This window comes from Streptomyces sp. NPDC033174, from assembly GCF_055577795.1.
This window is the reverse complement of sequence record NZ_JBVIPQ010000003.1, coordinates 320080-339886: the sequence shown is the minus strand read 5'-3', so window position 1 is coordinate 339886 and position 19807 is coordinate 320080. Positions and strand designations below refer to the sequence as shown.

Annotated in this window: 16 protein-coding genes and 3 tRNA genes; 5 read left to right on the top strand and 14 right to left on the bottom strand. The window is 70.9% G+C overall.

Annotated elements, in window-relative coordinates; translation table 11 throughout:
• Window positions 1-79 precede the first annotated feature (79 nt).
• The 3 genes from aspA (at window position 80) to ACZ5VC_RS11685 (ending at window position 4224) form a co-directional block, all read left to right on the top strand.
• Complete coding sequence (gene aspA / locus ACZ5VC_RS11695) at window positions 80-1501, top strand: aspartate ammonia-lyase (protein WP_469119883.1); 1422 nt, start codon at window positions 80-82, stop codon at window positions 1499-1501.
• Between the two features lie 14 nt (window positions 1502-1515).
• Window positions 1516-2430 carry a glutaminase gene (locus ACZ5VC_RS11690; RefSeq protein WP_469119882.1) on the top strand — a complete coding sequence of 305 codons (915 nt, stop codon included), beginning with the start codon at window positions 1516-1518 and terminating at the stop codon, window positions 2428-2430.
• Window positions 2431-2757: 327 nt separating this feature from the next.
• The gene (locus ACZ5VC_RS11685; RefSeq protein ID WP_469119881.1) at window positions 2758-4224 is read left to right on the top strand and encodes a nucleobase:cation symporter-2 family protein; all 1467 of its coding nucleotides are present in this window, start codon (window positions 2758-2760) and stop codon (window positions 4222-4224) included.
• A 57-nt stretch (window positions 4225-4281) separates the two neighbouring features.
• On the opposite strand, the gene ACZ5VC_RS11680 is transcribed toward ACZ5VC_RS11685, so the two are convergent.
• Complete coding sequence (locus ACZ5VC_RS11680; RefSeq protein ID WP_469119880.1) at window positions 4282-4953, bottom strand: transcriptional regulator; 672 nt, start codon at window positions 4951-4953, stop codon at window positions 4282-4284.
• A 186-nt stretch (window positions 4954-5139) separates the two neighbouring features.
• Window positions 5140-5991 carry a glutathione S-transferase C-terminal domain-containing protein gene (locus ACZ5VC_RS11675; protein WP_469119879.1) on the bottom strand — a complete coding sequence of 284 codons (852 nt, stop codon included), beginning with the start codon at window positions 5989-5991 and terminating at the stop codon, window positions 5140-5142.
• Window positions 5992-6347: 356 nt separating this feature from the next.
• Between ACZ5VC_RS11675 and ACZ5VC_RS11670 the strand changes: the two genes are divergently transcribed.
• On the top strand, window positions 6348-6806 hold the full coding sequence (locus ACZ5VC_RS11670) for an RrF2 family transcriptional regulator (RefSeq protein WP_469119878.1): 459 nt from the start codon (window positions 6348-6350) through the stop codon (window positions 6804-6806).
• Between the two features lie 153 nt (window positions 6807-6959).
• A complete protein-coding gene (locus ACZ5VC_RS11665; RefSeq protein WP_469119877.1) occupies window positions 6960-8234 on the top strand; it encodes an acyl-CoA dehydrogenase family protein in 1275 nt (424 codons plus the stop codon).
• Window positions 8235-8253: 19 nt separating this feature from the next.
• Here the strand turns inward: ACZ5VC_RS11665 and ACZ5VC_RS11660 are convergent, their stop codons facing one another.
• The 12 genes from ACZ5VC_RS11660 to ACZ5VC_RS11605 all read right to left on the bottom strand — a co-directional run bounded on the left by ACZ5VC_RS11660 (window position 8254) and on the right by ACZ5VC_RS11605 (window position 19806).
• On the bottom strand, window positions 8254-9159 hold the full coding sequence (locus ACZ5VC_RS11660; RefSeq protein ID WP_469119876.1) for an amino acid ABC transporter permease: 906 nt from the start codon (window positions 9157-9159) through the stop codon (window positions 8254-8256).
• Window positions 9156-9821 carry an amino acid ABC transporter permease gene (locus ACZ5VC_RS11655; RefSeq protein ID WP_469119875.1) on the bottom strand — a complete coding sequence of 222 codons (666 nt, stop codon included), beginning with the start codon at window positions 9819-9821 and terminating at the stop codon, window positions 9156-9158. Before ACZ5VC_RS11655 ends, ACZ5VC_RS11660 begins: the two co-directional genes overlap by 4 nt.
• A gap of 76 nt (window positions 9822-9897) precedes the next feature.
• Complete coding sequence (locus ACZ5VC_RS11650) at window positions 9898-10731, bottom strand: glutamate ABC transporter substrate-binding protein (RefSeq protein WP_469119874.1); 834 nt, start codon at window positions 10729-10731, stop codon at window positions 9898-9900.
• Window positions 10732-10847: 116 nt separating this feature from the next.
• Complete coding sequence (locus ACZ5VC_RS11645) at window positions 10848-11597, bottom strand: amino acid ABC transporter ATP-binding protein (RefSeq protein ID WP_469120211.1); 750 nt, start codon at window positions 11595-11597, stop codon at window positions 10848-10850.
• A gap of 225 nt (window positions 11598-11822) precedes the next feature.
• Window positions 11823-11898 (bottom strand) — tRNA-Trp (locus ACZ5VC_RS11640).
• A gap of 14 nt (window positions 11899-11912) precedes the next feature.
• Window positions 11913-13142 carry a leucine-rich repeat domain-containing protein gene (locus ACZ5VC_RS11635; RefSeq protein ID WP_469119873.1) on the bottom strand — a complete coding sequence of 410 codons (1230 nt, stop codon included), beginning with the start codon at window positions 13140-13142 and terminating at the stop codon, window positions 11913-11915.
• Window positions 13143-13186: 44 nt separating this feature from the next.
• Window positions 13187-14545 carry an SDR family NAD(P)-dependent oxidoreductase gene (locus tag ACZ5VC_RS11630; RefSeq protein WP_469120210.1) on the bottom strand — a complete coding sequence of 453 codons (1359 nt, stop codon included), beginning with the start codon at window positions 14543-14545 and terminating at the stop codon, window positions 13187-13189.
• Window positions 14546-14579: 34 nt separating this feature from the next.
• Window positions 14580-14651: transfer RNA gene (locus ACZ5VC_RS11625), tRNA-Glu, on the bottom strand.
• Window positions 14652-14665: 14 nt separating this feature from the next.
• Window positions 14666-14738 (bottom strand) — tRNA-Ala (locus tag ACZ5VC_RS11620).
• 62 nt (window positions 14739-14800) lie between these two features.
• Window positions 14801-15634, bottom strand: coding sequence for an SDR family NAD(P)-dependent oxidoreductase (locus tag ACZ5VC_RS11615; protein WP_469119872.1), 834 nt, complete (start codon window positions 15632-15634; stop codon window positions 14801-14803).
• A gap of 73 nt (window positions 15635-15707) precedes the next feature.
• Window positions 15708-16799, bottom strand: a complete 1092-nt coding sequence (locus tag ACZ5VC_RS11610; RefSeq protein WP_469119871.1) for a chitinase — start codon at window positions 16797-16799, stop codon at window positions 15708-15710.
• Window positions 16800-16884: 85 nt separating this feature from the next.
• The gene (locus tag ACZ5VC_RS11605) at window positions 16885-19806 is read right to left on the bottom strand and encodes an NHLP bacteriocin export ABC transporter permease/ATPase subunit (protein WP_469119870.1); all 2922 of its coding nucleotides are present in this window, start codon (window positions 19804-19806) and stop codon (window positions 16885-16887) included.
• Between the last annotated feature and the right edge of the window lies 1 nt (window position 19807).

Below are 19807 nucleotides of genomic sequence, written 5' to 3'. Positions count from 1 at the left end.
CTCCGCCGTCCCCCTTCTCCGCCGTTCCCCTTCTCCGCCTTTCACTCCGCGATCCCCCCTGCCTGAAGGACCTCGCTCCATGAATGCCGCCGCCGTGCGCCGCGAACACGATCTGCTGGGGGACCGAGACGTCCCCGCCGAGGCGTACTGGGGCATCCACTCCCTGCGCGCCCGGGAGAACTTCCCCATCACGGGAACGCCCATCTCTGTCTATCCGCAGCTGATCGGCGCGCTCGCCGCGGTCAAGGAAGCCGCGGCCCTCACCAACGAGGAGCTGGGGCTGCTGCCCGCCACCAAGGCGGCAGCCATCATCGCGGCCTGCCAGGAGATCCGCGCCGGGCGCCTGCACGACCAGTTCGTCGTCGACGTCATCCAGGGCGGCGCCGGAACGTCGACCAACATGAACGCCAACGAGGTCGTCGCCAACCGCGCGCTGGAGCTCCTCGGACGCGCCAAGGGTGAGTACGAGCATCTGCACCCCAACGAGGACGTCAATCTCAGCCAGTCCACCAATGACGTCTACCCGACCGCCGTGAAGCTGGCGACGATCACCGCCGTACGGGGCCTCCTGGACGCGATGGCCGTGCTGCAGAAGGCGTTCGCGGACAAGGCCGTCGAGTTCCGGGACGTCCTGAAGATGGGCCGTACGCAGTTGCAGGACGCGGTGCCGATGACGCTGGGCCAGGAGTTCTCCGCGTACGCCGTGATGCTGGACGAGGACCGCAGCCGGCTCGCGGAGGCCGTCGAGCTGGTCCATGAGATCAATCTCGGCGCGACCGCCATCGGCACCGGCCTCAACGCGCCTCCCCGCTACGCCGAGACGGCCCGGCGTCATCTCGCCGCGATCACCGGACTGCCCCTGGTCACCGCCGCGAATCTGGTGGAGGCAACCCAGGACTGCGGCGCGTTCGTGCATCTGTCGGGCGTGCTGAAGCGCATCGCCGTCAAGCTCTCCAAGAGCTGCAATGACCTCCGGCTGCTGTCCTCGGGGCCGCGCGCCGGGCTCAACGAGATCAACCTGCCGCCCGTACAGGCCGGTTCGAGCATCATGCCGGGCAAGGTCAACCCGGTCATCCCGGAAGTCGTCAACCAGGTGGCCTTCGAGGTGATCGGCAACGACGTCACCATCACCATGGCCGCCGAGGCGGGGCAGCTCCAGCTCAACGCCTTCGAACCGGTCATCCTGCACTCGCTCGCGAAGAGCATCACCTCGCTGCGGGCCGCCTGCCTGACGCTCGCCGAGCGCTGTGTCACCGGCATCACCGCCAACACCGAGGTGCTGCGGGCGAGCGTGGAGAACTCCATCGGTCTGGTCACCGCGCTGAACCCGCACATCGGCTACACGGCCGCCACCGCCATTGCCCAGGAGGCCCTCACCACCGGCCGGGGTGTCGCCGAACTGGTCCTGGAGAAGGGCCTTCTGCCGGCCGACCGGCTCGCCGCGCTGCTCACGCCGGAACGTGTCGCGGGCACCCGCGGCGACACTCCGCTGCCCGCCTGAGTCAGGCTTGCGCCATGCATCACTTCCAACCGGTCCTGGACCGCATCGAGGACGAGATCCACGGCTCGCTGGGCCGGGGCCGGCCTGCCGACTACATTCCGGCGCTCGCCTCGGCCGACCCGCACCGCTTCGGGATGGCCGTGGCGGAGCTCGACGGAACGGTCTACGGGATCGGCGACTGGCAGCAGCCGTTCTCCGCGCAGTCCATCACCAAGGTCTTCACGCTCGCCCTCGCGCTCGCCCGGGAGGGCGAGACGCTGTGGGAGCACCTCGGGCGCGAACCCTCCGGCAATCCGTTCAACTCCCTGGTCCAGCTGGAGTACGAACGGGGCATTCCACGCAATCCATTCATCAACGCGGGCGCTCTCGTCGTCACCGACCGCCTCCAGGCGCTCACCGGCAACGCGGCCGACACGCTGCGGGAGTTCCTGCGCGCCGAGTCGGGCAACCCCCTGCTCACCTTCGACGAGGAGGTGGCCCACTCGGAGTCCGCGCATGGCGACCGCAACGCGGCGCTGGCGCACTTCATGGCCTCGTACGGCAACATCACCAACCCGGTGCCCGTGCTGCTGGCCCAGTACTTCCGCCAGTGCTCGGTCGAGGCGTCCTGCGCCGATCTGGCCCGGGCCACCGGTTTTCTGGCACGGCACGGGCTGCGGGCCGACGGGTCGCGGCTGCTCACCCGCAGCCAGGCGAAGCAGATCAACGCGGTGATGCTGACCTGCGGCACCTACGACGCGGCGGGGGAGTTCGCGTACCGGGTGGGTCTGCCTGGCAAGAGCGGTGTCGGCGGAGGCATCATCGCCGTGGTGCCCGGACGATGCACGCTGTGCGTCTGGAGTCCCGGGCTCGACGCCCGGGGCAATTCGGTGGCCGGGGTGGAGGCACTGGACCGGTTCACGACGCTGACCGGCCTGTCCATCTTCTGACCGTCCGGCCCTTCCGTCTTCTGACGTCCGGCCTCTCCACCGTCCGGCTTCCGGCCGTCCGGTTACTCGCGAGGAAACACGGCGTTTGGCTATGGTGAGCGCTCCCGATCGACTCCCCCTTCGGATCCCATGAACAATCCGGGCTTCGCTGTATCGATCGAAGGACGCCCTGTCAATCCGGGGCGCAATCCGTAGCACAGAGCGACGTGGTGACGGCAACACCGCCCGACGTCGGCTCCGCATGAGCCGATCAGCCTCGTCCTGTCATCCGGGACTCGAGGACGGCGGCGTTCTCTCATTCACCTACCTCGCGAAGGCAAGGCAGAGATGACTCGGGTCCCCCGACAGCCCTCCTGGCAGCACCCTCAGCAGCCGTCCCCCCAACCCTCCCGGCAGCCCTCGCGCTCCCAGCGCCACCCGGTCGACGAGCTGCTGCCGCTCCCCCAGCTCGCCCTCTTCGGTTTCCAGCACATTCTCGCGTTCTACGCGGCCGCGGTGATCGTCCCGATCCTGCTCGGAAACGCCCTGGGGCTCTCCGATCAGGATCTGGTCCATCTCATCAACGCGGACCTCCTGACCTGCGGTATCGCCTCGATCATCCAGGCTCTCGGCATCTGGAAGATCGGCGCCCGGCTACCGCTGGTTCAGGGCGTGACCTTCACCGCCGTCTCCCCCATGGTCGCCATCGGCCTGGGAGCGGGCGGCGGCACCGCCGGCCTGCTCGTGGTCTACGGCGCGGTGATCACCGCCGGTATCGCGACGTTCCTGCTGGCGCCCTTCTTCAGCAAGCTCGTGAAGTACTTCCCGCCGATCGTCATCGGCACGATGCTCACCATCATCGGCATGACGTTGATACCCGTGGCCCTGCAGGACGCGGCCGGTGGTGCGCACCTGATGGGCGGCCCCTCATACGGCGACCCCAAGAACCTCGCCTACGCGGGCGGCACGCTGCTCTTCATCCTGGCCGTCGTGAGGATCGGCAAGCCGTTCCTCAGCAGCCTCGCCGTCCTCCTCGGTCTCGTCGTCGGCACGGCGGTCGCCTGGCTCTTCGGGGACGCGCGGTTCGACGCGGTGAAGGACGCCGACTGGTTCGGGATCAGCACGCCGTTCCACTACGGCATGCCGAAGTTCGAGCTGCTCCCCGTCATCGCCATGCTCGTCGTCATGCTGATCACCATGGTCGAGACCACCGGTGATGTGTACGCCATCGGGGAGATCACCCGCAGAAGAGTCGACAGCGACACGGTCGCGCGGGCACTGCGCGCCGACGGCGCGGCGACGGTTCTGGGCGGAATCCTCAACTCGTTCCCGTACGTGGCCTTCGCCGAGAACATCGGCCTGGTGCGGATGTCGAGGGTGATGAGCCGGTTCGTGGTCGTCGCCGCGGGTGTCTTCATGATCCTGCTGGGGCTGCTGCCGAAGGCGGGCAGCCTGGTGGCCGCCATCCCGCATCCGGTGCTCGGCGGTGCGGCGATCTCGATGTTCGGCATGGTAGCCGCGGTGGGCATCCAGATCCTGGGCAAGGTGGATCTGCGCGAGGAGCGCAACGCCCTGATCCTCGCGGTCAGTCTCGGCGCCGCGATGCTGCCGACGGCCGTCGAGCCGTTCTTCGACCGGATGCCGGACGATGTGCGAGCCGTACTGGACAGCGGGATCACCCTCGGCGGGCTCACCGCCATCACGCTGAATCTGCTGTTCAACGTCTTCACCAGGCGCGCCGCGGTGGAGATCGACTGGGACGTCCTGGAGGAGGACGGCTCCGCGGCTTCCGAGGCGGGTGCGGCCGCCCGCTGACCGGGACGGCCGAGGGCCGGGAAGGGCTCAGTGCCTTCCCGGCCCTCGGGTACCGCGTCAGGGGTGGGCGGTGTGGGAGGGCGGCGCTTCGCCGACCTCGCCGATCAGCTCCCAGAAGTGGTCGACGAGTCGGCGCAGATAGGCGGCCCGCTCCGCCGTGACCTCCTTGAGCCGCGCGTCGTCGTTGCGGGCGACCAGGTGCCCCATGTACCGCTCGGAGAACTCCTGGAACTCCGCGTGCATGGTGCGCAGCGCGTCGCTCACGCTGGTCTCGTCGACGACGACGATCTCCGCGACCGGTTCCACATGCGTCTTCCAGCGCCCGTCGATGGCCGCGCGCAGATGGCCGGCCAACTCGTCGACGCGTCCCATGATTCCGATGAGCTTGCGCAGGGACAGCCCCAGGGCATCCACCAGCGCCCTGGTCTGCCACGAGTCGCCGTGCCAGGTCTGCGCGGCCTCGGCCGCGCGGTACTCGCCCGCGTCCATGCCGATGCGGTACGCGAGCCGCTCCACGCTGAGCTGACGCGCCAGTCGGTACTCGGCCAGCGTGCGCGGCTCCACGCCCATCAGGGTGGTCGCGTCGCACCACAGGACATCGGCGAGCGAGAAGAGTTGCTGCTCCGTCGGCACATGGGAGCCCTGCTCCCAGGCGGCGACCAGGTCGGGGTGGACCGGTGCGCCGCACGCCGCCATGGAGTGGGCGACCTGGGCCGTGCTCAAACCCATACGGGCTCGCGCGGACCTGGCTTCTGCCGGGGAGAACGGAGTGCTGTACACGTACAAGACACCTCGCAGCACCCCTCGGCCGCACGGCGCCCGAGGGAGACGGATTGGTGGATGAACATCCAGGAGCGGGCACATTAACAGATGTTCAGTTGGTGTAAGCGCCAACGTCCCTTTGATCCGAAGGCGTCATCGGCGATCGAGGCGGCAGGCGTTCCAGTCGACGATCGGCAGCGCCGCCCCGGCCGCCTCGACTCCCCGGCAGTCGGCGTGGTGCCGGCGGGCGATGCCCTCGGGGTCGAGAAGGGGGCCGAAGGCGGGGTGCGCGGCGAGCCGGCGGACGTACCCCCAGAGGGCGGGATGGGCGGCGACCTGCTGGACCGCGGCGGCGTCGAGGTGCAGGCGGTGCACCGTGTCCAGCTGGACCAGGGCGACCCAGACATGGACGTCGGCGGCGGTGAGCTCCGGGCCGAGCACGTATGCGTCGCGCCCGAGCCGTTTCTCCAAGGAGCCCAACGCGTCCAGCAGGGTGGTGAGATGGGCCCGGTGGCCGGCGCCGTCGATGCCCTGCACGCCGGCTCCCTGCGCGGCCTCGTCGACGTTCAGGTCGCAGAGCCGGCGCAGTTCCTCGATCTCGCCCTCACGGCCGGTCGGGTGGAGTTCGGGGCCGTCGCCGCCGAAGCGCAGGGCCAGGTCACTGAGGATGTCCGGGGTGTTGGTGCTCACGATCCGGCCCGTCCAGCCGTCGCTGAGGACCGGCGCCGCGGCCGGGCCGGGGTGGAGGTGCGCGCTCGCCTCGTAGAGGGGGCGCAGGATCCGGTAGCCGCCGTCGGGGGTGTCGGGCGTCTCGGGCAGCAGGGTCAGCGGCAGCACGTCTTCGAGGCCGAGGAGGGTGTGGGTGATCGCGATGCGCAGACAGTCGGGGTGGGACGGCGAGAGATGGAGGCGGTAGCGGCGCGGTACGGCGTAGTGACCGCTGCGGGCGTCACAGCCGATCCTTCCGCGGAAGGCGGGCACGGCGGTCGAGGATGTGAAGGACATGCTTCTCCCGGGGGTGCTGAGTGCGGGCACACGGCGGCGGGGCGGGCAGGCGGCGCGAGGGCACGCCGGGGCCGGGCGGCCGGGTGCGGAGTGACGTGTGACGCCGGAGCTGGGCCGCGGGCAGGGCCGCGCCGGGGGCGCCTAGCGCGCTGGACTGGCCGCGCTGCAGACGCGCAGCAGATCGATGTGCCGACGGGAGGTGAGCAGAAGGTGCGGCAGCGGGACCTTCCGGCCCGTACGCGCCGCCCATTGCCCCGTCATGACCGTCCCGTTCTCTTCGAATGACCCGTTGACGAGTGTCGGATCGGTCCCGTGCCCCGTCAAGGGTGCCCGCGTGGTGCGCGATACTGCCTCCCATGCGCATTTCAGCCAGGGCCGATTACGCGGTGCGTGCCGCGCTGCAACTCGCGGCAGCCCAGGACGCCGGTCCGGTCAAGGCTGAGGCCATCGCGGAGTCGCAGGGGATCTCCCACAAGTTCCTCGAAGGAATCCTCAACGACCTGCGCCGCGGTCGGCTGGTGCGCAGTCAGCGCGGCGGCAACGGCGGCTACTGGCTGGCGAAGCCCGCGGACGAGATCACCATCGCCGATGTCGTACGGGTCGTGGACGGCCCGCTCGTGTCGGTACGGGGCGTCCGCCCGCCGGAGTTGTCGTACACGGGGCCGGCCGAGTCGCTGCTGCCGCTGTGGATCGCGCTGCGGGCCAACGTCCGGCAGATCCTGGAGGGCGTCACCCTGGCCGATGTCGCCTCCGCCTCACTGCCCGAAGGGGTCACGGCGCTGGCCGAGGACCCGGAGGCGTGGACGAACCCCTGAGCGGTCCCTGCTGCCGCACGCCCCCTGACAGGGTGCGCATGTCCACGCGGCCGTCCACCTGGTGAACACCCCCTTGGGGTAAGGGACTCCGGCCTGACAGTATTCCTACCAATCCAGTGGGGATACTGGGATTCAAAGGGAGGTGACTGGACGGTGACCGACACCATGCCGCGGCGATCCGCGACGACCGCCATGTCAGTCGAGGCCGAGCACACCGCCGACGCCGGGATCTGGTCCCGCGTCACCCGCGAACTCGCGGACGACCTCGCCGTGGACGCGCCGGCCCGCGACCGGGCGGGCAAGCCGCCGTTCGACGAGGTCGCCCGGCTCCGGGAGGCGGGACTGCCGGCGCTGCTGACCCCGCCCTTCGGGGACCGCGGCGGCGCCGACTGGCGCACCGCGTGCGCCGTGGTGAAGGAGATAGCCGAAGCGGACAGCTCCGTCGGCGAACTCCTCGCCCGCCACCACGTACTGTCCTGGAGCGCCCGCCTCTTCGGAGCGGCCGGGGACGCCGCGCGGTTCGAGCGGCGGGCCGCCGAGGAACAGTGGCTGCTGGCCGGGGGGATCGAGCCTCCCGAGTCCGACACGGAGCCCGATCTCACCCTCACCACCGAGGGCGGCGGCCATGTGCTCACCGGGAGCCGCTCCTTCGCCGCCGGGGTGACCGTCGCCGACCGGCTGGTCGTCGGTGCGCGCTGCGAGGACACCGGTGACGTGCTGATCGCGCTGGTGGACCCGGCGCATCCCGGCGTGTCCGCCTGTCCGGTGGACGACCGCGTCGGCCAGCGGCTGACCGGGGCGGGCGTGGTCGTGTTCGACAGCGTCCCGGTCGGCACGGACGACATACTCGGCACGGTGCCCCGCGACGAGCACGCGATCGCGCCGTTCAGCGCACTGGCCCCGCTCGCGCTCCGCCTCATCCTGGTCCATGTCGCTCTCGGCATCGCCGAGGGAGCCCTGGCCGAGGCCCGGGACACCAGCCGCGCCGCGCAGGCGGCACAGCTGCGCGCGGACGGCAGGAACGGCGAGTACGGCGAGCGGCCGAGCGCGGACCCCTACCTCCTGCTCGCCTACGGGGAGCTGGCGACGGCCGCGCACACGGCGGCGGCCGTGGTCGACCGGGCGACGGACGCGTTGGCGCGGGGGCTCCTCGCGGCGGACACGCTGAGCGTCGACGAGCGGTCCGACATCGCCGTCCTGGTCGCCGCGGCCGAGGCGGTCACCAGCTGGTCCGCCGTACAGATCACGACCCGGATTCTCGAGCTCACCGACGGGATGGACCCCACCCACGCCGGCGGCGCGGGGTTCGACCGCTTCTGGCGCAACGCGCGGGTACTGACGGCCCGGAACTCGGCGACCCACCGGATGCGGGACATCGGCGCGCACTATCTGAACGGCACACATCCCCGCCTGACGCGGCGCGTCTGACCCCGCGCGGGCGCCGGGGCTACTTCTTTCCGTCGGCCGGGCCGACGTGCTCGCCCGGCGTGGCGAGCTCCTCCACCGCGTCGACCCCGACGACGGCGCCGGTCGACTTCTTGCCGCGCCGCAGTCTGCGCTCCAGCCAGCTCGCGAAGGTGGTGAGCGCGAAGTTCAGCACCACGAAGATCACGGCGACGACGGTGAAGCTGGCGATGGTGTTGGCGCCGTAGTTCGCGCTCATGGGGCGTACGGACGCGAGGAGCTCGGAGAATCCGAGCATCGCGCCGCCGAGCGCGGTGTCCTTCACGATGACGACCAATTGGCTGACGAGCGCCGGCAGCATGGCGGTGACCGACTGTGGCAGCAGGACGTACGACATGGTCTGGCCCTTGCGCATACCGATCGCCTTGGCCGCGTCGGTCTGGCCCCGCGGCAGGGACAGGATTCCGGCGCGCACGACCTCGGCCAGGACGGAGGCGTTGTAGAGGACGAGACCGGTGACCACCGCGTAGAGCGGCCGGTTGTCGGGGCTGACATCGGTGAACTCGGAGTACGCCGCGTTGGCGAAGAGCATCAGGATCAGTACGGGGATGGCGCGGAAGAACTCCACGACGATGCCGGCCACACCCCGCACCCACCAGTGGTCGGACAGCCGGGCGATGCCGAACAGCGCGCCCAGGGGCAGGGCGATGACCATGGAGAGGGCGGCGCCGATGAGGGTGTTCTTCAGCGCCGGGAGGATGTACGTGGTCCAGGTGCGGGTGTCGGTGAAGAACGGCGCCCACTTGGACCATTCGAGCTGGTTCTTGTCGGCGAGGCTCACGACGACCCACCAGATCAGGCCGGCGAGCGCGACCAGGAAGACCACGGTGAACAGGACGTTGCGCCGCCGGGCGCGGGGGCCGGGGAGGTCGTAGAGGACCGTGCTCATCGCCTCACCGCCACCTTCTTGCTCACCCAGCCGAGGATCAGACCGGTGGGCAGGGTGAGGCAGATGAAGCCGACCGCGAAGATAACGGAGATGAGGATCAGCTGCGCTTCGTTCTCGATCATTTCGCGCATGAGCGCCGCCGCCTCGGCGACGCCGATCGCCGCGGCCACGGTGGTGTTCTTGGTGAGCGCGATGAGAACGTTCGCCAGCGGTCCCACCACGGAGCGGAAGGCCTGGGGCAGGACGATGAGGGTCAGCACCTGGGGAAAGCTGAGGCCGATGGCCCGTGCGGCCTCCGTCTGGCCGACCGGCACGGTGTTGATGCCCGAGCGCAGGGCCTCGCAGACGAACGCCGCCGTGTAGGCCATCATGCCGAGCACGGCGAGCCGGAAGTTGACGGTGGTGAAGTCCTTCGCTCCGAGGCTCACGCCGAGCGTCTGGAACAGTCCCAGAGAGGTGAAGACGATGATCACCGTCAGAGGGATGTTGCGGACCACGTTCACGTAGGCCGTGCCGAAGCCGCGCATCAGTGGGACGGGGCTGACACGCATCGCGGCCAGGAGGGTCCCCCAGATCAGGGCCCCGATCGCGGAGAAGACGGTGAGCTGCACCGTCACCCAGAAGGCCCCCAGCAGGTCGTACCCCTCAAGGAAGTCGAACACGATCTCCCTCATTTCCGCGGGGGCGACAGGGCGGGGCGCCGCCCCGAGTGGGCGGCGCGCCGCTCGGACGCCCGGGTCAGCTGACGATGACGCCGATCTTGGGCGCGGGCTCGTTCTTGTAGTTGGCCGGGCCGAAGTTCTTCTTCACGTACGCGTCCCAGGAGCCGTCGTCGACCATCTTCGTCAGGGCGGTGTTGATCTTCGCCTTGAGGTCGCTGCCCTTCTGGACCCCGATGCCGTAGTTCTCGTTGCTCATCTTGAAGCCGCCGAGCTTGAACTTGCCCTTGAACTGCTCCTGCGCGGCGTAGCCCGCGAGGATCGAGTCGTCGGTGGTGACGGCGTCGATGACCTTGTTCTCCAGACCCGTCAGGCACTCGGAGTAGCCGCCGTACTCCTGCAGCTGCGCCTTGGGCGCGAGCTTCGTCTTGACGTTCTGCGCGGAGGTGGACCCGGTGACCGAGCACAGCTTCTTGTTGTTCAGGTCGGAGGGCTTGGTGATGGAGTTGTCGTCCGAACGGACCAGTACGTCCTGGTGTGCCAGGAGGTAGGGGCCGGCGAAGTCGACCTTCTTCTGCCGCTCCGGGTTGATCGAGTAGGACGCCGCGATGAAGTCGACGTCACCGCGCTGGAGCAGCGTCTCGCGGTCGGCGCTCTTGGCTTCCTTCCAGACGATGTCGCCGGGCTCGTGGCCGAGTTCCTTGGCGATGTAGGTCGCCACGTCGACGTCGAAGCCCGTGTACTTGCCGTCCGGCGTCTTCAGACCGATGCCGGGCTGATCGAACTTGATACCGATGGTGACCTTGTCGGTATCACTTGCCGTGTCACTGCTGTCGTCGGACCCGCACGCGGTGGCGGCCAGGGACAGCGCGAGCAGGGTGGCGGCCGCGGCGGCTGCCTTGCGTGGGTTCATGGTGATCATCCCTGAGGATTTCTGTGGGGGGTGGGGTGTCTCTCGGGGCGGTACTTCTCGTCGGGCGGTATCCCGACGGGCGGGACTCAGCGGTACTCAGTAAGGCCCAGTGCGGCTCAGTGGTGAAGGATCTTCGACAGGAAGTCCTTGGCCCGGTCGCTGCGCGGGTTGCTGAAGAACTCGTCGGGTGTGGTCTCCTCCACGATCCTGCCGTCCGACATGAACACCACCCGGTTCGCGGCCGAACGGGCGAAGCCCATCTCGTGCGTGACGACGACCATCGTCATGCCGTCGCGGGCGAGCTGCTGCATGACCTCCAGGACCTCGTTGATCATCTCCGGGTCGAGCGCCGAGGTCGGCTCGTCGAACAGCATCACCTTCGGTTCCATGGCCAGGGCACGGGCGATCGCCACGCGCTGCTGCTGTCCGCCCGAGAGCTGCGCGGGGTACTTGTCCGCCTGCGAGGCGACCCCCACCCGCTCCAGAAGTGCGCGCGCCCGTTCCTCGGCGGCCTTCTTGTCCTTCTTACGGACCTTGATCTGGCCCAGCGTCACGTTCTGCAGCACGGTCTTGTGGGCGAACAGGTTGAAGGACTGGAAGACCATGCCGACGTCGGCCCGCAGCCCGGCCAGTTCCCGGCCCTCGGCCGGGAGCGGCTTGCCGTCGATGACGATCTCGCCCGAGTCGATGGACTCCAGGCGGTTGATGGCGCGGCACAGCGTCGACTTGCCCGAGCCCGAGGGACCGATGACGACGACGACCTCGCCTCGGCCGATGGTCAGATCGATGGCCTGCAGCACATGGAGCGCGCCGAAGTGCTTGTCGACGTTCTTCAGCACGACCAGTGCGTCGTCCGTGCCCGGCATGGCACCTTCCTGGATCTCGGCGGCTCCACTCGTTCTCGTCGAGTTCATCGTCCGTCCTGGTCGGGCGGGTCGCACGCCGAGCCGTCGCCGACGGGTGGTCTGCCGACAGCAAGGGGCCGGGAAAAGGGGTCGCGAGGGCGGGGCCAGGAGGAGGGGCCAGGAGGAGGGGCCAGGAGGAGGGGCCCAGGAAGAAGGGGCGCCGGGGAGAGGGCGCGGGCAGAAGGGGGCGGGGCGGCTGGAATCGAACCAGCGTGTTCCGGTTCTGGAGACCGGCGCGTCTGCCTCTGCGCTACGGCCCCGCCCTTGCCCGTGATCCTAATGCCGCCGGTTCTCCGGCGGGGCGGTGCGGTGGACACTCCGTACGGCGGCGACGTCGGCGGCCACCGCGGGCAGCGGCAGCCGCTCGCTGAAGGCGTCCAGCCGACGGCGGACGCTCGTCGCGATCCCCTTGCCGAGGACGAAACGGGTGGGGGTGGTGGCGCGCGGCGCAGCGTCGAGAAGGAGGTGGGCCTCACGGCTGCCCATCCCCGTGTGGGCGAGCACCAGATGGGTGAGCCGGTGGTCGCGCTCCGCGAGGGCCGCGCCGATGGCCCCGGCCGCGTCGAGGTCCAGGCGGTTGTCGTCGGCGCCGAGGGTACGGGCGGCCCGGACCCGGCCCAGGTCCAGCAGCTCCACGCCGGCGCCCACCGCGGCGGCCACCAGCCGCGCGGCGGCCCGGGGGCCGATGCCGTTGGCGGCCACGGAGAGCCTGTCCGTGCTCCCGTGCGGTGCCCGTTCCAGGGCGTCGGCCAGCAGCAGCGCACCCCGGTCCCCGAGCCGGGCGGCCGGCGCGTACAGCTCGCCGACGGCTCCGGCGGCGAGCAGCGCGGCCAGCGGAACGGCTCCGGCGGGGCCGAGCGGGTTGCCTCCGACGAAGACCCGCTCCAGGCGCCGGCCGGCCGCGGCCGCCGTCAGCAGCGCTTCGGTGAGAACGACGAGGCCTGCCGGGTCGAGCCCGGTCTGGACGAGGTCGAGGGTGCGCAGGGAGGAGGCGGCCTCGATGAGGTCGGCGGCGGCCCGGCCGGCGCCCGTACCCAGCGGATTGCGCTTGAGCCACACTCCGGTGACGACGTGCTCGGAGGCCCGCAGATCGTCGGCGATCCGGCAGAAACCGCCGGCGGTGATGCCGTTGCAGCCCAGGTAGAGCGTCTCCACGCCGGCGCCCACGGTCCTGCGGGCGACGGCGGCGGCACCCTCGTCGCCCAGTCCGTCGGTGCCGAGCAGAAGATGCCGTACCGGAGAGGGGCCGCCCCGTGTGCCGTCGCCGCGCTCGGCGCTGTCCCGCAGGGCGTCGGCGATCAGCGTGGCGCCCTCGGGGCCGAGCGCCTGTTTGCACAGATCGAGCCGCCCGTCGGGCATCGCGGTCCCGGAGGGAAAGTCCAGCCGCCGACGCGCTTCCCGGCCGTCTCTCAACCAGGCGATGAGGGGCGCGAGTTCGGCGATCGAACGCGGCAGGACGCGGGGTACCCCCGCGAACGGCGCGTCGGGGGCGTGGCCCGGATCCACCGCGGACGCTCCTTCGGCGGCCCCTGCGGCGCCGTGCGATTCTCTCACCATGCCGCTTCCCGGTAGTCCTTGAGGAAGACGCCCGCCAGGGGCTCTCCGGCCTCGCCCCGGACGATCGGGTCGTACACCCGGGCCGCGCCGTCGATGATGTCCAGCGGCGTACGGAAGCCCTGGTCGGCGATCCGCTCCTTCTTGGGCAGCGGGTTCTCGTCGGTGATCCAGCCGGTGTCGACGCTGCACATGTGCACGCCGTGGGCGGCCAGTTCGGGGCCGCTGGTGCGGGTGAGCATGTTGAGGGCGGCCTTCGCCATGTTGGTGTGCGGATGGCCCGCCATCTTGTGCCGTACCTCGAACCGGCCCTCCACCGCGGTCACGTTCACGATGTAACGACGGGTGCGGGGCGAGGCGAGCAGCAGCGGCAGGAGCCGGTCGACGAGGAGGGCCGGGGCCAGCGCGTTGACGAGCTGGGTCTCCAGGAGCTCGGCCGGGTCCAGCTCGCCGATCTGCGCCGACCAGGAGTTGACGGGCGCGGTGTCCGGGAGCAGTCCCGCCTCGTCGACGCCGGGTGCGACGTCGGCGCCGGCTCCCGCTCCGGGACCGGACAGCACGAGTGCGAGGGCTCCCCCGGCGGCGGAGCCGGCCAGGGTCCGCATCGGCGCGTAGCCGGGTGCGCTCCAGGTCCGGACGGGCAGCGCCGCACGCTCGCCGGCGGCGAGCACGGCGTAGGACTCGGGCGGGCGGCGGACGGTCTGGGCTGCGTTGTTGACGAGGATGTCCAGCGGCTCGCCCTCCTCGCGGAGCCGTTCGCACAGCCCCAGCACCTGCCGGGGGTCCCGCAGGTCGACGGCGACGACGGTGAGCCGGTCGAGCCACTTCTCGCTGCCGGGCGCGGCCCGGAAGCGGCTGAGGGTGTCGTGCGGGAAGCGGCTCGTGACGAGGAGTTCCGCGCCGTCCCTGAGCATCATCAGCGCCAGCTGGAAGCCGATCTTCACCCGGCCACCGGTGAGGAGCGCCCGGCGGCCGGAGAGGTCCGTGGTCATGCTCCGCCGTGTGGTGTTGTCGGCTGCGCAGGCGGGGCAGAGCAGGTGGTAGAAGGCGTCGGCCTGGCGGTAGAAGGTCTTGCAGACATAGCAGCGTCTGGGACGTTCGTAGACTCCGCCACGGCCGGCCTCGGCCAGCGGCGCGTCCTCGCGCCGGGTGAGCGCCCCGGTGGCGGTGGCCGCCACCACGGCCGCGTCGGCCCTGGCACGTGTGTCGTTGCGGGTCCTGCGCCGGCGCAGCCGCCCGTCGCGGGCGAAGGATCCGGCGACGCGCTCGGCGCGCAGCCGTCTCGGGTCGTCGACGGGCAGCGCACGCAGCTTGCCGACCGTGCGGTCGAAGGCCGCGAGCTCTTCCTCGCTGATGTGCTCCACTGCCCCGTCCCGTCGCTCCGCGCGGTGGTCCCGGCCGGATTCGAACCGGCGTACCCGCCCTGAGAAGGCGGCGCGCCTGCCTCTGCGCTACGGGACCTCGCCCCCGAACTGCCCGGACGGCCGGATTCGAACCGGCGTCCCCCGCCATGCCATGGCGGTGCGCCTGCCTCTGCGCTACGTCCGGGCATTGCGGTGATCTTATCGGACCGCAAGGGTACGAGCTGTGGCCTTTTTCGCCGCGGGAGTTCAGGAGCGGGCGGTTCGCGGTTCCAGGTGGAAGTCGAACGCGACGGTGCCGGGGTCCAGTGCCGTCACCCCGCCGTCGACCGTGAGCACCGCGCCGTTGACGAAGGACGCGGCGGGCGACAGCAGCCAGGCGATGGCCTCGGCGACCTCGCGCGGCTCGCCGGCCCGGCCCTGCGGAATCAACCGCGTCGCCTCCTCGTACGCGGCGTCGAGGCCGCCGCCCTCCACTCCGGCGTCCCCGAGTCCCGCCTCCTCGGCGAAGCGCGCCATGCGCCGGTCGGCCATCTCCGTACGGATCCAGCTGGGGCACACGGTGTTCGCGCGCAGGCCCCGGCCGCCGTAGTCGACGGCGAGGGAGCGGCACAGCTGGAGCAGCGCGGCCTTGGACGTCGCGTAGGCGGCGTTGCCGACGCCATTGCGCAGGGCGGACACGGAGGCGACGGCGACGACCGACCCACGTGCCGCCAGGAGGTGCGGGAGCGCGGCGCGAAGGAGATGGAAGGGACCGGTGAGATTGGTCCGCATCACCAGCTCCCAGTCCTCGAGCGCCATCTCCCCCACGCCGCCGCCGCGCCCCACGCCCGCGTTGAGGACGACACCGTCCAGCCGGCCGTACGCGCTCACGGCCGTGTCCACCAGGTCGCGCACGGCGTCCGGGTCGCCGATGTCGGAGGTGTGGGCCAGCGCCCCGGTCTCCTCGGCGAGGCGCCGCAGCGGTTCCTCCCGGCGCCCCGAGACGACGACCTGGTGTCCGCCCTCCCGCAGGAGCCGGGCGGTGGCCGCTCCGATGCCCGTTCCCCCGCCCGTGACGAGGAGAACTCGTTCGTCCTTCATGGCCGTTCGCCCTCACCCTCGCGTGCCGTCGTGTTGATCATAGGCACGCGAGGGGGGCGGTCGGCGTCCGCTCTCAGCGGCCCTGGAGCGCCTTGACGTTGTCGCCGAAGGTCCAGTTCCTGGACCCGTCCCAGTTGAGGGACCAGGTCATGAGCCCCTTGAGGCCGTTGCGGTAGGTGTTCCAGGCCTGCGCGACCAGGCTCGGGGCCATATGGCCGCCCCCGGCGCCCGGTTGCGCCGGAAGGCCGGGAACCTGCTTGTCGTAGGGGACCTTGATCGTGGTGCCCTGCACCACGAGTCCCCGGTTGAGGCAATCGGTCTGCGCGGTGAACCCGGCCACCGTGCCGGCCTCGTACGCGTCGCCGGAGCAGCCGTACATGCTGCCGTTGTAGTACTGCATGTTGAGCCACCAGAGCCGGCCGTTGTCCGCGTACTTCTTGACGATGGGCAGGTACGCGCCCCAGATCGAGCCGTAGGCCACGCTGCCGCCGGTGACGTAGGCCGTCTCGGGAGCCATCGTCAGGCCGAAGTTCGCCGGCATCTGGGCGAGTACGCCGTCGATGATGCGCACCAGGTTGGCCTGCGAGGTGGAGAGCTGCGCGATGGACCCGCTGCCGACGAGACCGGTCTCGATGTCGATGTCGATGCCGTCGAAGTTGTACTTCTTGAGGAGGGGCACGACGGTCGCGACGAAGCGGTCGGCGACGGCGCGGGAGCTGAGGTCGATGCCCGCCGCGGCGCCGCCGATGGACATCAGCAGCGTCAGCCCGGAGGCCTTGGCCTGGCACATCTCGGCCGGGGTCGGCACCTTCACGGTGGAGTCCATGCCGTCCTCCCACAGGACGGTGCCGTCCGAACGGATCACCGGGAAGGCGGCGTTGACGACGTTGTAGCCGTGTTCCCGGATGCGGCTGTCGGTGATCGGGGTCCAGCCGAACGGCGGGTGGACGCCGTTCGAGGCGCCGTCCCAGTTCTCCCAGTAGCCCTGGAGCACCTTGCCCGAGGGCCGCGACTTGACGGCACAGACGTCGGCCCTGGGCTCGTTGGCGGCGGCAGTGGCGCGAGGGGCGCCGGGAAGCGCGGCGGTCAGCAGCGCGACGACGCAGGCGACCGCAACGCCCACGCCGAGCCGCCGTAACGTCCGAACCCATCCTGGAACGACCATGGTGAACTCCCGTCTCTCTCCAAGGAGTTCAGCGTCCCTGTGGTCCAGACCATCCGTCAATAGGTCTGGACCAACTGCGGACGGGTCAGCCTTCCATCTGCCGTCGCATCAGCTCGTGAAGACGGCCCGCGGGGTCGGAGAGCAGGGCGGCCGGCGGCCCCTGCTCGACGATCCGGCCGTCCGCCATGACCAGGACCCGGTCGGCGTCCATGACCGTGGACAGCCGGTGCGCGATCACCACACGGGTCGCGTTGAGCCCGCGCGTGCTGTCGATCACGACGCGCTGGGTCTCGTTGTCCAGTGCGCTGGTCGCCTCGTCGAAGAAGAGGATGCGGGGGCGCCGGACCAGGGCCTGGGCGATCATCAGGCGCTGGCGCTGGCCGCCCGAGACGGCGCCACCTCCCGCGATCATGGTGTGCAGCTGCATCGGCATCCGCCTGATGTCGTCGGCCAGACCTGCCATCTCGGCCGCCGCCCACACCTCGTCCTGGGTGAAGGTCCCGTCGCCGCAGATGCAGTCCAGAATCGATCCGGTCAGCGGCTGCGCGTTCTGCAGGACGACCCCGCACTGACGGCGCACGGCCGCCTGGTCGAGCGCCGAGAGGTCCTGGCCGTCATACAGCACGCTGCCCGAGACCGGCCGGTCGAATCCGATGAGCAGCCGCAGCAGCGTCGACTTGCCGCAGCCGCTGGGGCCGACGACGGCCACGAACTCCCCCGGCCGGACCTGGAGCGACACGTCGTCGAGGACCAGCGGGCCCTCCTCGCTGTACCGGAAGGAGACTTTCCGGGCCTCGACGGACCCGGACAGCGCGCCCGGCTGCGCGCCGGAGCCGCGGACCTCCGGCGCCTCGTCGAGGACCGGCTTGATCTGCTCGAACATGGGCATGACGGCGGCGGCGGAGACCAGGGCCCCGGTGAGTTGGGTGACGGAGGTCAGCACCATGGTCATGGCCGTGCTGAAGGTCAGGAACGCGCCCGCGGACATCGACCCGTTGGCCGGACCCGCCAACAGCATGAACATCAGGAGCGAACAGAGCGGCAGACAGAGCGCGTCGAGGACCGTCGTGAGGTTCCTGATGCGGCCGGCCCGCTGCTGCAGTTCGCGCGAGCGGGCGAATTCGCGGGCCCAGGCGGCGTAGGCGAAGCTCTCCGCCGCGGCGACCCGCAGTTTGGGCAGCCCGCGCAGGGTCTGGAAGGCCTGGTTGTTGAGTTTGTTGGCGAGCTCCACCAGCCGTCGCTGCCAGCGCAGCTGCCACAGGCCCATCCCCAGGAACACCGCCCCGAAGGCGAGCAGCAGGCCGATCGCCACGAGGGCCAGCTGCACGCTGTACCAGAACAGCAGGACGACGTTCATCGCTCCGACCGTGCACGCCTGGACGACCACGGGGCCGAGGCCCGACAGTACCCTGCGGACGGCGCCGATCCCGAGCGCGGCGCTCGCCAGCTCGCCGGTGGACCGCTGGGCGAAGAACGCCGTGGGCAGCCTCAGCAGCCGGTCCCACACGGCGGGTTGCAGCGCGCTCTCGACGCGGCCCTCCATCCGCAGGATGGTGAGGTTCTGCAGCAGGCTGAACGCGGCGGTGACCACGCTCGTGATCATGACGGCAAGGGAGACCTGGACGATGAGACCGCTCTCGGCGTTCGGTACGTAGACGCCCAGGATCTGCCCGGTGGCGATCGGCACCAGCCCGCCGAGACCGACCGTCACCAGCGTGCCGAGGAGAAGATTGCGCAGGTCGGCGCCGGTGCCGCGGAGGCTGAAGCGGAGCAGCCGCCGGGCGGTCATGGGACCCTCGGGCAGCGGCCGGTAGAACATCACCGCTCGCGGCTCGAACTCCTGCGCGTTGTCCTTGCCGACGCGCGTCCGCCGGCCGGTGGACGGGTTCACCGCCTCGTACCGCCCACGGCGCCACAGCAGGGCGACCGGCGCTCCGGAGGCGGCCCGGTGGCCCACCAGCGGCCCGGAATCGGTGCGCCACCAGCGCCCGTCGAGCCTGACGTCCCGGGTGCGGATCCGGGAGCTGAGCGCGATGCGCTCGACCGGGCTCACCCGGTCGTCCACGGCGCCGCTCCTCGGGGGCTCGCAGAGCGTGATGCCGGCGGCCCCGGCCACCTGACGGCAGACGGCGTAGGTCGCGTCGTCGGCGTCCCGGTCCCGCTCCCCGCCGCCCCGGCGGGACCGGTCGGGCCCGCCGATGGAGGCGAGCAACGCGGCGTCCGCGCGGGCCCGGACGGCCGCGCCGGCCTTGAGGCCCTCGGCCGTACGGTCCTCGTGGGCGCGTTCGAGGCGCTCGACCCAGCGGTCCACGGCGGACAACAGGCGGTGCTGCCGGTTCACCATCCCCTGCCACATGGCGCCGTCGACCAGCAGGTCGGCGGCCGCCTCGGCGCTGACGGACGCGCCGTACTGGACACTGCCCGACGGCACGTCCATCCAGAGCACGTCGTCGTCGGCGACGAACTCCTCACCAGCGGGCCTGCCGTCCATGGGCGCCTCGAACAGGACCCCGAGGCCCCGTCCGACGCCGAGCGCGAAGGCGTGCTCCAGCGGGGTCGGCGGGACGGTGTACGCCGCTTCGTGCCCGCCCCCGTACGGGGTGGCGTACTGGCCCGTGTACTGCCCGGCGTAGGGGTCCTGGTACGCGCCGCCGTACGCGGAGTACTCGTCGTACTCGGGCCGGTACAGCTCCCGCAGGGCGATCCGCCGCAGCAGGCAGTCCTGCGAGGGCCTGGCCACCAGGGTGTGCTGAGGTCCCTCGACCGGTCCGAGGAGCAGCGCGCCCGTCTCCAGGCGGCCCAGGAAGTGCCACGCGCCCTGCTGCGCCGCGTCCACGGCGAAGAGGTCCAGGGTCCCGCCCGTCACGAGCCACAGCACGTGCGGCCCCTCCAGCGACAGGCTGCGCAGCCCCTCGCATTCGACGGGCGTGCCGAGACCGCCGAGGGCCTCGGTCACCACGTCGGCTGCGACCTGCGCGACGACCGCGGAAGGGTGTACGGAGGACACG